A 13,099-nucleotide genomic window follows, 5' to 3' on the forward strand; every position below is an offset into this window, starting at 1 on the left:
CGCGCGGCACCCTATCGGAGCAGGAGGTGAGCGCGGCGGTCTTCCGGACTTCGTACCCGCACGGAGGCGGCTCGCCCCTACCGTCGGCTCCGGAGGTTCGTTCGTATGCCTGCATCGACACGACACCACAGAGCCCTCGCAGTGTTCGTACACTGCCTCGGCATCCTCGCCGCCGTGCCGGCCCTGCCGGCGGCGGCACCGGAGGCGGCGGCCACGCCACGACCACCGGCAGCCGCGCCACAACCGACGGCCGCGACGCCGCGTTCGACGGCCGCGCCACCGGCCGGCACCGCGACGCCACGACCGAGCGAGGCGTCCACGACCGGGACGCCCGGGCCGGCCGCCACCCGACCGCCGGTGGCGATGGTCGCGCGGGTGACCGAGCCCACGCCGCCCTCGGCGCCGCCGGCGATGGCACCACCGTCCCGGGCACCGGCGTCGGCGCCACCGCAGCAGGTCACCGTCGCGGTCGCGCCGGAGAACAGCCCGGCACCGAGGTACCGGATCCAGGTCCGCAACGTGGGCAACGCCCCGGTGGAGACCACCGTGCGCCAGGAACTGCCACCCGGCTCGTCGCCGACCGCGATCAGCGGCGGCGGCCGGTCCACCCGGGCCGGCGGTTCCGCCACCGAGGTGACCTGGCGGTTGAGGCTGCCGGCACACAGCTCCACCACGTTGGGTACGGCACTCGCCGCGACCCCGCCCGGCCAACCACTGACGGCCCCGGCGTGTGCGTTCACCAGCGACGGCACCCGGCCGTACGACTGCGCCACGGCCACCTGGACGGCGGCTGCCGCACCGGCGGCCGAGGTGACCGAGGCGCCGCCCTGGCGGCGGTACCCGGTGCTGCTCGCCGGGTTGGCGGTCCTGCTGCTGATCAGCGCGGCGCTCGTGTGGGTGTGGCGACGTCGGCGTGGGCGTCGGGTGACAGCCGCCGCGCTGGCGGGCAGCGGTGGGCCGGGCGGTGAACGGGGAACGATCTACCCACGGCCGGCGACCCCGCAGCCGACGAGGCGTCGGCGTACCCCACCGGTCTGGTTGTTGGTGGGCGCCGCCGTCGCGGTGCTGGCGGGGGTCGTCGGCACCGCCGGGTGGACGGCGACCCGGCAGGTCTCGCAGATCGACACACAGAAGCAGCCGACCAGTGGCGCGTGGATGGGCACCGCGGTCGCCGGGCCGGTGGGCGTGCCGCTGCGGGAGTCGGCGTTCGAGTTCACCGTGTACCGGATGTCCTGCGGCACGCCCGGCTCCGCCGGACAGTCCGACGGCGGTGCGGCACCGGCCAACGGTCGACGCTGCCAGGCCACCGTTGGTGTGCGCAACGTCACCGGCGACCACCAGCCCTGGCACGGTCAGCTGCAACGGGCGTACCTGCCCGGCGGGCGCTGGGTGAGCACCGACGAGCCGGCCACCCGGGCGGCCAACCTGGGTCGGGACGTCTTCGCCGACCCGATGGCGGCGGGCACCCGGATGGTGCTCCCGCTGGTCTTCACCGTCGACGGCCGGGACCCGCCCCAGCAGTTGGAGTTCCGCAGCGGAGTGTTCTCCGCCGGGGTTCGGGTGCAGATGCCCTGACCGGGCGCGCGGGCGGCGGTCGTACCCTGGGATGCGTGACCGCCGCCCTCGCCCCCGCCGTGCTCGACGCGGCGGACTGGCAGGCCCGTCGGCGGGCCCACGAGGAGCGGATGGACGTCTGTCTGACGCCGCACCTGGCCCGCCGCCGGCGCGGCGAACGGCATCCGGTGGCCGACTTCCTGTTCACCTACTACTCGCACCGCCCGGCCCAGCTCCGTCGCTGGCATCCGGGGGCCGGGGTCGAGCTGCGCGGTGCCGATCCGGCCGAGTTCGGCCGGGACTACCGCGCCACCGCCGCCGGGGTCACCCTCGACACCGATGCGGTACGCGCACGGCGCGGCGAGTCGATCACCTGGATCCGCTCCCTGTTGGCGGCCACCAGCGGGCGGGCGCCACACCTCGGCTGCTTCGGGATGCACGAGTGGGCGATGGTCTATCGGCAGACCCAGGCGGAGCTGCGGCACAACGCCTGGCCACTGCGACTGAGCCCGGAGCGGACCGCCGCCGTCGTCGAGGAACGGGGTGTGCGGTGCAGCCACTTCGACGCCTTCCGGTTCTTCACGGTGCCGGCCCGCCCGTTGAACCTGCTCACCCCGACCCGGGAGACGCAGCACGCCCTCGAACAGCCGGGCTGCCTTCACGCCAACATGGATCTGTACAAGTGGGCGTACAAGCTGTCCCCGCTGGTCGGCTCGGAGCTGGTGGCCGACGCGTTCGAGCTGGCCACGGAGATCCGCACACTGGACATGCGGGCCAGCCCGTACGACCTGGCGGCTCTCGGCTACCCGCCGGTGCGGGTGGAGACCCCGGAGGGTCGGGCGGAGTACGCGGCGGCACAACGCTCTTTCGCCGAGCGTGCCGCAGTGTTACGCGACCGGCTGCTGACAGCCGTCCCCGCCTGAGCCCCGCCCCCGCCCACACTCCGTCGATCATGGAGTTGCGGTGGGTTACAAAGCGCCTGTTGTCGGGCTGAATTGGGCACCACAACTCCATGATCGACCGGGGGTAGGGCCTGGCACGCCCTGGTGAAGGCGTTGGGTCAGTCGCTGTCGGCGCGGCGGTCGCGCTTGCGCTGGGACTGGCGCTTCTTCTCGGCCAGCCGACGTTCCTTGGCCCCACGGGACGGGCGGGTCGCTCGACGGGCCGGCGGTGGGGGCGCGGCGGCCTCCCGCAGCAGGGCGGTCATCCGTTCCCGGGCCGCCTCCCGGTTGGCGAGTTGGGCCCGGTGCTCGCTGGCGGCGATCGTCAACACCCCGTCGACCAGTCGGTTGGCCAGGCGCGCCAGCGCCCGCGCCCGCAACGACTCGGGCACGGCCGGCGAGTTGGCCAGGTCGTAGCTCAGCTCGACCCGGGAGTCCGCGGTGTTGACCCCCTGCCCTCCCGGCCCCGAGGAACGGGAGAAGCGCTCCCGCAGCTCCCCGGCGGGGACGACCCACCGGTCGGTCACCCGCAGTCCGTCGTCCACGCCCTGAGGCTATACGGCGAGGCCGGGCACCCGTCTCCACGATCCGCACACCGTCGGGGATGGTGGTGTCTCCCGCCCGCCGGAGGCAGCACCATCGGGGATGTTGCGCGGATCTTGGCGTGCCGCGGGCGCCGGCGCGGGCCTCAGCGGCGCGGAGACTCACTCTGCGTCGGGGATCGGCCGGGTGCCGGCCCGGCGGTCTCCTCGTCCGCACCGACGGCCGCGTACGCCACCGCGCCGAAGAGGAGCAGAGCGATCACCCCGGCCTTGACGGCGACACCACGGATCAGCAACCAGGCGCCTCGGCGGGCGCCCGGCACCGATTTCTTGACGGTCTGGTAATCGTTCCACCCGCGTCGTGCCCGGGCGTACGCCGACCCCACTGCACATCCGATGAACAGGCCCACCAACAGGAGGACCGCGAGAAGAGGACGCTCCACCTCCGCCAGTATCCATACCGACCGTCACATTTCCATGGCCCGATGCGGTGCGGCCGGATATCTGACACTGGCGACCGTTCGGGCAGCTCAGCCGCCCTTGCCGATGATCGTGTCGGCGGTCTGCTGCACCTGGTCGATCGGAATGGCGAACCCGATCCCGATCGACCCGTTGCCGTCGATGGTGGCGATGGCGGTGTTCACCCCGACCACCTCACCCCGAGCGTTGACGAGGGGCCCACCGGAGTTGCCGGGGTTGATGGACGCGTCGGTCTGCACGGCGGTGTGCCGGTTGTTGCCCAGTCGCACCTGACGGTCCAGGGCGCTGACGATGCCCGCGGTGACCGTCCCGGCGAGACCGAGCGGCGACCCCACCGCGAGCACCGGCTCGCCGACCCGGGTCGCACCCGGTTTGGCCAGGGGCAACGGGGTCAGACCGGCCGATGCCGGGACCTTCAGCACCGCCAGGTCGCTGCGGGGCTCCCGTCCGACCACCTCGGCGGCGAAGCGGCGACCGTCGGGCAGCTCCACCGTCACCGGCCCGCCACCACCCTTGGCCAGGATGTGGTCGTTGGTGATCAGGTGCTGCTGGTCGTCGACGGCGAATCCGGAGCCGGTGGCGGAACTGCCGTTGACGGATCCGGCGCTCGCGGAACCGGCCGTCGTACCGCCGGCCAACACCGACACCACCCCGGGTACGGTCCGTTCGGCAGCTGTGACCAGTTCGGCCGGCACCGGGGCGGCGGACGCGGCGGAGGCGCCGGGATCTCCGTACTGTCCGGCGACCACACCACCGGCGACGGCGCCCGACACTGTCGAGATCGCCACCACGGCCAGCGCGGCGAGCAGCCATCGGGACCGCGGCCCGCCCGGTTCACGCTCGGGCGGCTCCCACCAGCCGCGCCCGTCCGGGCCGAGTTCCGGCGAGATGAACCAGGGACCGCGCGGTTCGCCCAGTCCGGTCTGCACTGCCATGCGTACTCCTCACGGTCGACGTCGGTGGTGCGGTGATCAGGGCAGTCGGGAGAACCAGCGCATCGAGCCGGCGGCGGCACCCATCGCGAACACCAGTCCGAGGCCGATGAACCGGGCCGACACGTCCTGCCGTTCGGTGCGGTAGCCGACCGAGCTGCCGATGTCGTCGTAGACGGCGCGCAGTTCGTCGGAGGTGCTGGCCTCGTGGAACATGCCGCCGGTCTCCTCGGCTACCGCCTTGAGGGTCTGACCGTCGACCGGGACCTGAATGGGTCGTCCGCCACGGTCCACGAACCCGGACGGTGTGCCGAACGAGATGGCGTGCACCGGCACCTCCGCCGTCACCGCCTCCGCCGCCGCCTCCATCGGGTCCATTCCGGAGGTGTTGGCGCCGTCGGAGAGCAGGATGATCCGGGCCGGTGGCGGCTCCTTCGCGGCTTCGCTGTCCAGGCTCTTGACCGCGCCGAGGGACGTGTTGATCGCCTCGCCGATCGCGGTGCCCTGCACACCGGTGATGCCCTCGGCGAGCCGCCCGATCCCCTCGTCGAGGGCATCGCGGTCGGTGCTCGGCGGCACCAGCACCGCCGCGCTGCCCGCGAACGCCACCAGGCCCACGTTGAACTCGTCGGGCAGGCCCTCCACGAACCGCCGGGCCGCCTGTTTGGCGGCGGCCAGCCGGTCCGGGTCCACGTCGGTGGCGAGCATCGAGGTGGAGACGTCCACCGCCACCATCACGGTGGCGCGTTCGCGCGGCACCCGGACCTCGGCGCTGGGTCGGGCGAACCCGACCACGAGCAGCGCCAGCATGGCCAGGAAGAGCCCGGCCGGTACGTGTCGACGCCAGGCGGGCCGCTCCGGCGCCACCCGGTCCAGCAGCCGCAGGTTGGTGAATCGGACGGCGTACCGGCTTCGTCGCCGCTGCACCACCAGGTACGCGACGACTAGGGCGAGCACACCGAGCAGCAGCCAGAGCCGCAGTGGCGACTCCCAGATCACGCGGCACCTCCCCGTCGTTGGCCGGCCGGCGCGGCGGCGAGCCGACGCTGGGCGTGCACGTGCCGGACGATGTCCGCGCTCCAGTCCCCGTCGGTGCGCAGCGGCAGGTGCGTCGCCCCACTGCGCCGCAACGCCTTCTGGACCTGCTCGCGTTGCGCGGCGGCGGCCTGGGCGTACCGCTCGCGCAGCCGACGGTCCGACGTGGACACCTCCCGGCAGCGGCCGGTCTCCGGGTCGACGAGCGTGATCAGGCCGACGTCCGGTAGCTCCAGCTCACGCGGGTCGGTCACCTCGATCGCCAGCACCTGGTGCCGGGCGGCCAGCCGGCGCAACGTCCGCTCCCAGGGCGCCTGCTGGTCGGGGTCGTCGGGCAGCCCGTCGAGGAAGTCGGAGACCACCACGACCAGGCCGCGCCGGTTGGCGATCCGGTGCAGCGCGTCGAGTCCGTCGGCCAGGTCCGGCAGGCCCGCAACGGGCCCGCGCCCCGCCCGGTCGGCGGGTGCGGTGGCACGCGGGGCGGCGAGCAGCGTGCGGAGCAGAGCAAGCAGATGGGTACGTCCGCTGCGCGCCGGGAAGCGGCGCACCCCGTCGGCACGCAGCACCTGGGCTCCGAGCCGGTTGCCGATGCCCGCGGTCAGGAAGCCCACCGCCGCGACGGCGGCCACCGCGAGCTCCCGCTTGTCCAACTCGGCGGTGCCGAACTCCATGCTGGCGCTGCCGTCGACGAGCAGCCAGGTGGTGAGTTCCCGGTCGGCGTCGACCTGCCGGACGTGTGGCACCGCGGTCCGCGCGGTCACCGCCCAGTCCATCCGGCGCACCTCGTCCTCGCCCGGCCGGTACTCGCGGCTGCCGGCGGGTTCGCTGCCCGGGCCGGGCAGGAGGCCCCGGTACTGGCCGTGCAGCAGACCGTTCAGTCGGCGCGTGACGGTCAGTTCCAGTCGCCGCAACCGCTGGTCGGGGGCCAGCTCGGCCAGGCCGGGATCAGCCGGCGCGACGTGCGCCCGTCTCATGCCGCCGCCAGGTCCGGCGCCTGCTGTGGCTGCCCGTGGGCCAGCCGAGGTGGTGGCACCGCCTCGACCAGTCGGCGCACCACGCTCTCGGCCGACACCCCGTCGGCGACCGCGTCGAAGGAGAGCACCAGCCGGTGGGCGAGGACGTCGACGGCGAGTTCCCGAATGTCCTCGGGCAGCACGTACTCCCGTCCGCGCAGCAGAGCCTGCGCCCGGGCGGCCGCGACCAGGCCCAGGGTGGCCCGAGGGCTGGCCCCGTACGCCAGCAGCGGGGCGATCTCCGGTAGCCCGAACCGGCCCGGGTCGCGGGTGGCGAGGATCAACCGCACCACGTACTCGGCCAGGGCGTGGTGGACGAAGACCCTCTCCGCGTGGGCCTGGAGGTCCGTCAGCCGTTCGGCGTCGAGCACCTGGCGCGGGGTCGGCCGGTCGGTGCTCATCCGGTAGAGGATGGCGAGTTCGTCGGCGTCGCTCGGGTAGTCGACCACCACCTTCATCAGGAACCGGTCACGCTGTGCCTCCGGGAGCTGGTACACCCCCTCGGACTCGATCGGGTTCTGGGTGGCCAGGACCAGGAACGGCGCCGGGACGGGCCAACTTCGTCCGCCGATCGAGACCTGCCGTTCGGCCATCGCCTCCAGCAGCGCCGACTGGACCTTGGCCGGGGCGCGGTTGATCTCGTCGGCCAGTACCAGGTTGGCCATGATCGGGCCCAGCTCGATGTCGAAGGTCTCCTTGGAGGCCCGGTAGATCCGGGTGCCGACGATGTCGGAGGGGACCAGGTCCGGGGTGAACTGGATCCGCGAGAAGGTGCCGCCGACCACTGTGGCGAGGGTCTGCGCGGCCAGTGTCTTGGCCACGCCGGGGACCCCCTCCAGGAGGCAGTGCCCGTTGGCGACCAGTGCGGTGAGCAGGCGTTCGACGAGTCGATCCTGCCCGACGATCACGCGTTTGACCTCGAAGAGGGTCTGTTCCAGCTCGACGCCGGTCGGCTCGGGTTCGACCGCGCTGGGCATGCTGGCCAGGGTGTCCGAGATGTCCGTCACGGTGCTTGCTTCCCGGGCAGGTGCCCGGCAAACGTCGGATTGTGCGGCCCGGGAGGGCCCGAGGCGACCCGAACGGGGATGAACTGCGCGGAAGGATGACGACCGGCGCGAGCCGGACGACAACGCCCGATCGACTCGGTTTCACGACGACGGGGATGCCCCGCGAGCGGGACACCCCGGAGCCAGGAATCCGAGTCGATCAGAACCGGCCCGGCCCCCACGCACGAGGCGTGGGGGCCGGATGTCGGTCCGGTTCGGTCAGGGAGTGTGGGTGAGGAGAGTGAAGCCCAGGTCGGCCGGGGCCCCGGCCGAGTTGCGGGTCTGCACGAAGACCGCGTTGGGCGTGCTCAGCCGCGGAGCGACCGACACCTCGCCCGCCGGCGGGATGCAGCAGGCACCGGAGTAGGAGATGGTGGCCAGGAAGGCGCCCGCCGAGACGGTGTGGCCGAACACCACCTCGTACTGGCCGGTGCCGTACTTGATCACGGTGCCGGTGCCGCGGGCCTTGGTGCCGTTGGCGTTGACGACGGTGAAGACGTTGGTGGCCGCCAGGGTGGTGGCGGCACCCGCCTTCAGCGCGGCCTTCGCCGTCCGGGCCGACTCGGCGGTGACCGGCGGCTGGGTGTTGGTGCCGCGCGCCGCCGGCTGGACGGCCGCCTGCGGCGCCTTCGCCGACGGCTGGGCGACAGCGATGCCCCCACCGGCCAGGCTGAGCGCCAGGACAGCGAATGTGACCGCTGCCGCCTTACGTCGGAAGAATGAGCTCATGACAGGTCCCCCTTGTGTGACCGGGTGAATTCGGCCGACCCGCGGGGCGGGACGGATGACTGCCCACTAATAGGCAGGGCGACGGCAGCAGGGCGAAGAAAAGATTCTCACCCACTCTCGGCGAGGTCAATTCCTCAACGATTTACACCCCATCTGAGCTGGCATTACTACTCAGAGTTGCGTCGTTTGAGCCAGATGGAACGTAGCACCGGAAAAAGCCGGGAGTCAATAGTTGATCTCACTTTGTCGAGCTGTCAATCAGCCGTCAATGAATTGTGAAAGGTGAGCGCTGCACCATTCATGAAATAGCGCCGGCCGCCCCACCGTATGATCAGCGCCATGGTCGTCGACGCTCCGCCCGCACCCGCACCGATGCCGAGGCGGCATCGCGGCGCCCGGCTCGGCACGGTGCTCTGCTGGCTGGTGGTCGTCCCGCCCGCCCTCTGGGCCGCCCTCCGACTGGTCGGCCTGGACCGAGGCCCGCTGGTGCAGGCGCTCGCCTTCACGCCGTACGTCACCGGCTTCAGCGTGCTCGCCCTGGGCCTCGCGCTCGCCCTGCGGCGCTGGTGGCCGGCGGCTCTCGCGGCCCTGGCGGCGGTGGCACTGCTCGGCGTCGTCGCACCACGGGCGCTGGCCTCGCCGCAGCCGGCGGCGGGCGGGCCGACGGTGCGGCTGCTCACCGCCAACCTCCTCGCCGGTGCCGGCGACGCACGGACACTCGCCGAGCTGGTCCGACGGTACGAGGTCGACGTGCTCACCGTGCAGGAGTTCACACCGCAGGCGCAGGCGTCTCTGGATCAGCTCGGCCTCGACCGGCTGCTACCGCACCGGCAGCTCAACGCGGAGATCGGCACACCCGGCTCGGGGCTCTACTCGCGGTGGCCGCTGACCGACGTCGGGCTCCGGCACAACCGCAACGGCTGGGGCTTCACCCAGGCGTACGGCACGGTGGCCGTCCCCGGCGCACCCCCGGTACGTGTCGAGTCGGCCCACCCGTCGGCGCCCTACGCGGTGGACCAGGTCGGCGCGTGGCGTGCCGACCTGAAGGCTCAACCACCGGCCACCCCGGACGGTGGCCTGCAGATCCTCGCCGGCGACTTCAACGCCACCCTCGACCACAGCCCGCTGCGCGCCCTGCTGAGCACCGGCTACGTCGACGCCGCCGACGCCACCGGGGAGGGCCTGACCGGCACGTGGGGCCCGTACGACGGCGACCTCATCCCACCGGTCGCCATCGACCACGTGCTCGTCGACAGGCGCATAGCGGTCCGCGCGGTGAAGGTGCTCACCCTTCCCGGAAGCGACCACCGCCCCGTCCTGGCCACCCTAACCCTCCCCCACCCCTAACAGCCCCCGCCCCGCCCACTCCACCCCACCCCGCCCCACCCACCCCCACTTCGGTCGATCATGGAGTTGTGGTTGGCGCTTTGCGGTAGCGAGCCCGTTTTGCACACCACCACAACTCCATGATCGACCGAACGAGGGGGGCGCGAGGGGGGAGCGAGGGGGGAGCAGGGGGGAGCAGGGGGAGCAGGGGGGTGGGGTGGGGTGGAGGGGGTTAGACCGGGGTGGGGGCTAGGCCGTAGGTGAGGGCGTCGACCAGGGCGTGCCAGCTGGCCTCGACCACGTTGGGATGCACGCCCACTGTGGTCCAGTCCCGGCCGGCGCCGTTGGCGGTCTCCAGCAACACCCGGGTCACCGCGCCGGTGCCGTGGCTGCCCTCCAGGATGCGCACCTTGTAGTCGGCCAGCTCGAAGTCGCGCAGCTGGGGGTAGTGCCGGGCCAACCCCACCCGCAGCGCCTCGTCGAGGGCGTTGACCGGGCCGTTGCCCTCGGCGGTGGCGATCACCCGCTCACCGCGTACCCGGATCTTGACGGTCGCCTCGGAGACCACCGCGCCGTCCTCACGGTGCTCGACCAGCACCCGGTACGACTCCAGCGTGAACGGTCGGGGCGGGCCGCCCTCCGGCAACTCGGAGCGGACCAGCAGCTCGAAGGAGGCGTCCGCGGCCTCGAAGGACCAACCGCCCGCCTCCAGCTCCTTGACCCGCTTGGTGACCCGGGTCAACGCCTCCGGACTGCCGGCCAGGTCCAGGCCGAGCTCACGGCTCTTGAGTTCGACGCTGGCCCGACCGGCCATCTCGGTGATCAGGATCCGCATGTCGTTGCCCACCACCGACGGGTCGACGTGGTTGTAGAGCAACGGGTCGACCTTGATCGCGCTCGCGTGCAGCCCTGCCTTGTGGGCGAAGGCGGCGGCCCCGACGTACGCCTGGTGGGTGTCGGGGGCGATGTTGGCGATCTCGGCGATGGCGTGCGAGACCCGCACCATCTGCGCCAGGCAGCCCTCCGGTAGGACGGGCATACCCAGCTTGAGCTGGAGGTTGGCGACGACAGCGAAGATGTCGGCGTTGCCCGGGCGTTCGCCGTACCCGTTGGCGGTGCCCTGGACGTGGCGGACGCCCGCCTCCACGGCGGCGATCGTGTTGGCCACCGCGCAGGAGGTGTCGTTCTGCGCGTGCATGCCGAGCAGCCCGGCGTCGATGCCCAGCCGGTCGGTCAGGTCGGCGATCGCGGCGGTCACCTGGGACGGCAGCATGCCGCCGTTGGTGTCGCAGAGCACCATCCGCTCGGCGCCGGCGGCGAGCGCGGTCTGCACCACCGCCGCGCCGTACGCGGGGTCGTGCCGGTAACCGTCGTAGAAGTGTTCGCCGTCGACGAAGACCCGCCGGCCCTCGCGGACCAGGTGGCTGACGGTGTCATGGATCATCGCGAGGTTCTCCGCGCCGCTGGTGCGCAGCGCGCGCTCGACGTGCCGGATGTCCGCCTTGGCGACCAGCGCCACCGCCGGGGTCTGCGCGTCGAGCAGGGCCTGCACCTGGGGATCGTCGGCGACGGGGACACCTGCCTTGCGGGTGGCGCCGAACGCGACGAGCACGGCGTGCCGCAGGTCCAGCTCGGTACGCGCCCGCCGGAAGAACTCGGTGTCCTTCGGGACCGCGCCCGGCCAGCCGCCCTCGATGAAGCCGACACCGAACTCGTCGAGCAGCCGGGCCACCGCCAGCTTGTCGACCACCGAGTAGGTGAGCCCCTCGCGCTGGGCGCCGTCGCGCAACGTCGTGTCGTAGACCTGGAACGTCATCAGGATCCTTTCTCGGAGCAACAAAAAGACCCCCCGCGGATGCGGGAGGTCTGCGCGCTCGGCGGAGGGGGGCCGGCGCGCTAGGTCGCAATAATCAGGTGGGTGCTGTTCACGAACGCCACTCTGCCACCCCGTCCCGGGTTTGGGAGGAACAATCCACATGGCGGGATGGTTACTGAGGGTTCGTTCAGTGCGAACGAACGCTCGTGATCGGCTTCACACGTCACCAGGCCGCTCACCGGCGGGAACAGCGGTGGGGAAGCATCAGTAACGGATCCGATGATGGCCACGCGCCATCGGCATGGAGGACCTGTGCTCACCGTCAGTAACCGCTTACCTGAGCACGGCCTCACCGCCTGGGTATCGCTGGGCGTCACCAACGCGTCCACGACGATCAACCACGCGTCCCACGAGGGCAAGTGGCGTGGGGTCTCCGTCGGGTCGATCGACGTCACAGTCGTCGGCCCGACGGAGATCGCCGGGGGCTGACCGTGGGCCTGGACGCGATCAGGGCGGCCCTCCCCGAGTACGCCCGGGACATCGCGCTCAACCTGGACACCACCGTCGGCACCTCGCTGTTGACCCCGGCGCAGGCCTGGGGCACCGCGCTGGCGTGCGCGGTGACGGCCCGAAACCCGGTGGTGCTGCGGGAGATCGCGGCCGAGGCGCTCGGGCACCTCGGGCCGGAGGGTGTCGAGGCCGCCAAGGCCGCCGCCGCGATCATGGCGATGACCAACGTGTACTACCGGGCCACGCACCTCATCGGTGACGAGCGGTACGCCTCGATGCCGGCCCGGCTACGGATGCAGGTCGTCGCCCGACCCGGCGTGGACAAGGGCGACTTCAAGTTGTGGTGCCTCGCCGTGTCGGCCATCGCCGGCTGCGGGGTGTGCCTGGAGTTGCACGAGAAGTCGCTGCGCGACCGGGGCTTCACCGGAGAACAGGTGCACGAGGCACTGCGCATCTCCGCCGTGGTGCACGCCGCGGCGGTCACCCTGGACGCCGAGGCGGCCCTGGCCTGACGGCCGCACCCTCCGCCCGGACACGGCCGCGCTGCGCCCGAGCACCGCCGCGCTCCGCCTGGGCACGCCCGCCCTTTGCCGGAGCACCGCCGCCCTCTCGCCGTTTCCAGCCCCTGACCGCCGGGTAGCTCCCATGGGGGAACGCACCCACCGACGCCGCGACGATCGGCGACAGTCAGGAGTGAACGGCATGGACAGGATCGATCCGCACGCCACCCACGCCGGGCCGGACCCGCTGCACGGCGGCGACCAGGGCGCGGTGCCCGGCGGTGCGCCCGCCGGCGCCTTCGACCCCTGGCGCTACCGGGACCACGCCGGAGTGGCCGACGCCGACCTGGTGGGCTACAAGGTCGAGGCCACCGACGGCGGAATCGGCAAGATCGACAGCGCCAGCCACGACGTGGACGGCAGCTACCTGGTCGTGGACACCGGCCCGTGGATCTTCGGCAAGAAGGTGATGCTGCCGGCCGGCACCGTCAACCAGGTCGACCACGACCAGCGCACCGTCTCCGTCGACCGCACCCGGGACCAGATCAAGGCCGCCCCGGAGTACGACGAGACCAGCCACAGCGATCCGAGTTACCGGGATCGGCTGGGTGGCTACTACGACGAGACGTACGGCGCCCTTCCGCCTGGCACGGCACGCTGACGGTTCGCACTCGA

The 13,099-nt window shown here is 72.2% G+C and carries 14 protein-coding genes; 6 read left to right on the top strand and 8 right to left on the bottom strand.

What is annotated here, in order from left to right:
* Positions 1-105 precede the first annotated feature (105 nt).
* Both GA0070612_RS30790 and GA0070612_RS30795 read left to right on the top strand, forming a co-directional pair.
* The gene (locus tag GA0070612_RS30790; RefSeq protein WP_088991092.1) at positions 106-1,575 is read left to right on the top strand and encodes a hypothetical protein; all 1,470 of its coding nucleotides are present in this window, start codon (positions 106-108) and stop codon (positions 1,573-1,575) included.
* Positions 1,576-1,610: 35 nt separating this feature from the next.
* Positions 1,611-2,477: a 3-methyladenine DNA glycosylase gene (locus GA0070612_RS30795; protein ID WP_088991093.1), complete on the top strand. Its 867-nt coding sequence runs from the start codon at positions 1,611-1,613 to the stop codon at positions 2,475-2,477.
* Between the two features lie 137 nt (positions 2,478-2,614).
* Here the strand turns inward: GA0070612_RS30795 and arfB are convergent, their stop codons facing one another.
* The 7 genes from arfB to GA0070612_RS30830 all read right to left on the bottom strand — a co-directional run bounded on the left by arfB (position 2,615) and on the right by GA0070612_RS30830 (position 8,272).
* Positions 2,615-3,040, bottom strand: coding sequence for an alternative ribosome rescue aminoacyl-tRNA hydrolase ArfB (gene arfB / locus GA0070612_RS30800; protein WP_088991094.1), 426 nt, complete (start codon positions 3,038-3,040; stop codon positions 2,615-2,617).
* Positions 3,041-3,183: 143 nt separating this feature from the next.
* Positions 3,184-3,480 (bottom strand): hypothetical protein, encoded by a 297-nt coding sequence (locus GA0070612_RS30805; RefSeq protein ID WP_088991095.1) that lies wholly within the window; start codon positions 3,478-3,480, stop codon positions 3,184-3,186.
* Between the two features lie 87 nt (positions 3,481-3,567).
* On the bottom strand, positions 3,568-4,452 hold the full coding sequence (locus GA0070612_RS30810; RefSeq protein ID WP_088991096.1) for a S1C family serine protease: 885 nt from the start codon (positions 4,450-4,452) through the stop codon (positions 3,568-3,570).
* 36 nt (positions 4,453-4,488) lie between these two features.
* On the bottom strand, positions 4,489-5,448 hold the full coding sequence (locus GA0070612_RS30815) for a VWA domain-containing protein (protein ID WP_088991097.1): 960 nt from the start codon (positions 5,446-5,448) through the stop codon (positions 4,489-4,491).
* Positions 5,445-6,458 (bottom strand): DUF58 domain-containing protein, encoded by a 1,014-nt coding sequence (locus tag GA0070612_RS30820; protein WP_088991098.1) that lies wholly within the window; start codon positions 6,456-6,458, stop codon positions 5,445-5,447. The genes GA0070612_RS30815 and GA0070612_RS30820 overlap by 4 nt, the downstream gene beginning before the upstream one ends.
* Positions 6,455-7,504, bottom strand: a complete 1,050-nt coding sequence (locus GA0070612_RS30825; RefSeq protein ID WP_088991099.1) for an AAA family ATPase — start codon at positions 7,502-7,504, stop codon at positions 6,455-6,457. Before GA0070612_RS30825 ends, GA0070612_RS30820 begins: the two co-directional genes overlap by 4 nt.
* Before the next feature lie 258 nt (positions 7,505-7,762).
* A complete protein-coding gene (locus tag GA0070612_RS30830; RefSeq protein WP_088991100.1) occupies positions 7,763-8,272 on the bottom strand; it encodes a hypothetical protein in 510 nt (169 codons plus the stop codon).
* A 408-nt stretch (positions 8,273-8,680) separates the two neighbouring features.
* On the opposite strand from GA0070612_RS30830, the gene GA0070612_RS30835 reads away from it, so the two are divergent.
* Positions 8,681-9,619 carry an endonuclease/exonuclease/phosphatase family protein gene (locus GA0070612_RS30835; RefSeq protein WP_088991880.1) on the top strand — a complete coding sequence of 313 codons (939 nt, stop codon included), beginning with the start codon at positions 8,681-8,683 and terminating at the stop codon, positions 9,617-9,619.
* A 211-nt stretch (positions 9,620-9,830) separates the two neighbouring features.
* Here the strand turns inward: GA0070612_RS30835 and cimA are convergent, their stop codons facing one another.
* Positions 9,831-11,414, bottom strand: coding sequence for a citramalate synthase (cimA, locus tag GA0070612_RS30840; RefSeq protein ID WP_088991101.1), 1,584 nt, complete (start codon positions 11,412-11,414; stop codon positions 9,831-9,833).
* A 312-nt stretch (positions 11,415-11,726) separates the two neighbouring features.
* Between cimA and GA0070612_RS31725 the strand changes: the two genes are divergently transcribed.
* From GA0070612_RS31725 to GA0070612_RS30850, 3 genes are all read left to right on the top strand, one after another.
* On the top strand, positions 11,727-11,903 hold the full coding sequence (locus GA0070612_RS31725; RefSeq protein ID WP_157742647.1) for a hypothetical protein: 177 nt from the start codon (positions 11,727-11,729) through the stop codon (positions 11,901-11,903).
* Between the two features lie 2 nt (positions 11,904-11,905).
* Complete coding sequence (locus GA0070612_RS30845) at positions 11,906-12,436, top strand: carboxymuconolactone decarboxylase family protein (protein WP_088991102.1); 531 nt, start codon at positions 11,906-11,908, stop codon at positions 12,434-12,436.
* 190 nt (positions 12,437-12,626) lie between these two features.
* A complete protein-coding gene (locus tag GA0070612_RS30850) occupies positions 12,627-13,085 on the top strand; it encodes a ribosome maturation factor RimM (RefSeq protein ID WP_088991881.1) in 459 nt (152 codons plus the stop codon).
* Positions 13,086-13,099: the final 14 nt, after the last annotated feature.

This window comes from Micromonospora chokoriensis (assembly GCF_900091505.1).
Classification (GTDB): Bacteria; Actinomycetota; Actinomycetes; order Mycobacteriales; family Micromonosporaceae; genus Micromonospora; species Micromonospora chokoriensis.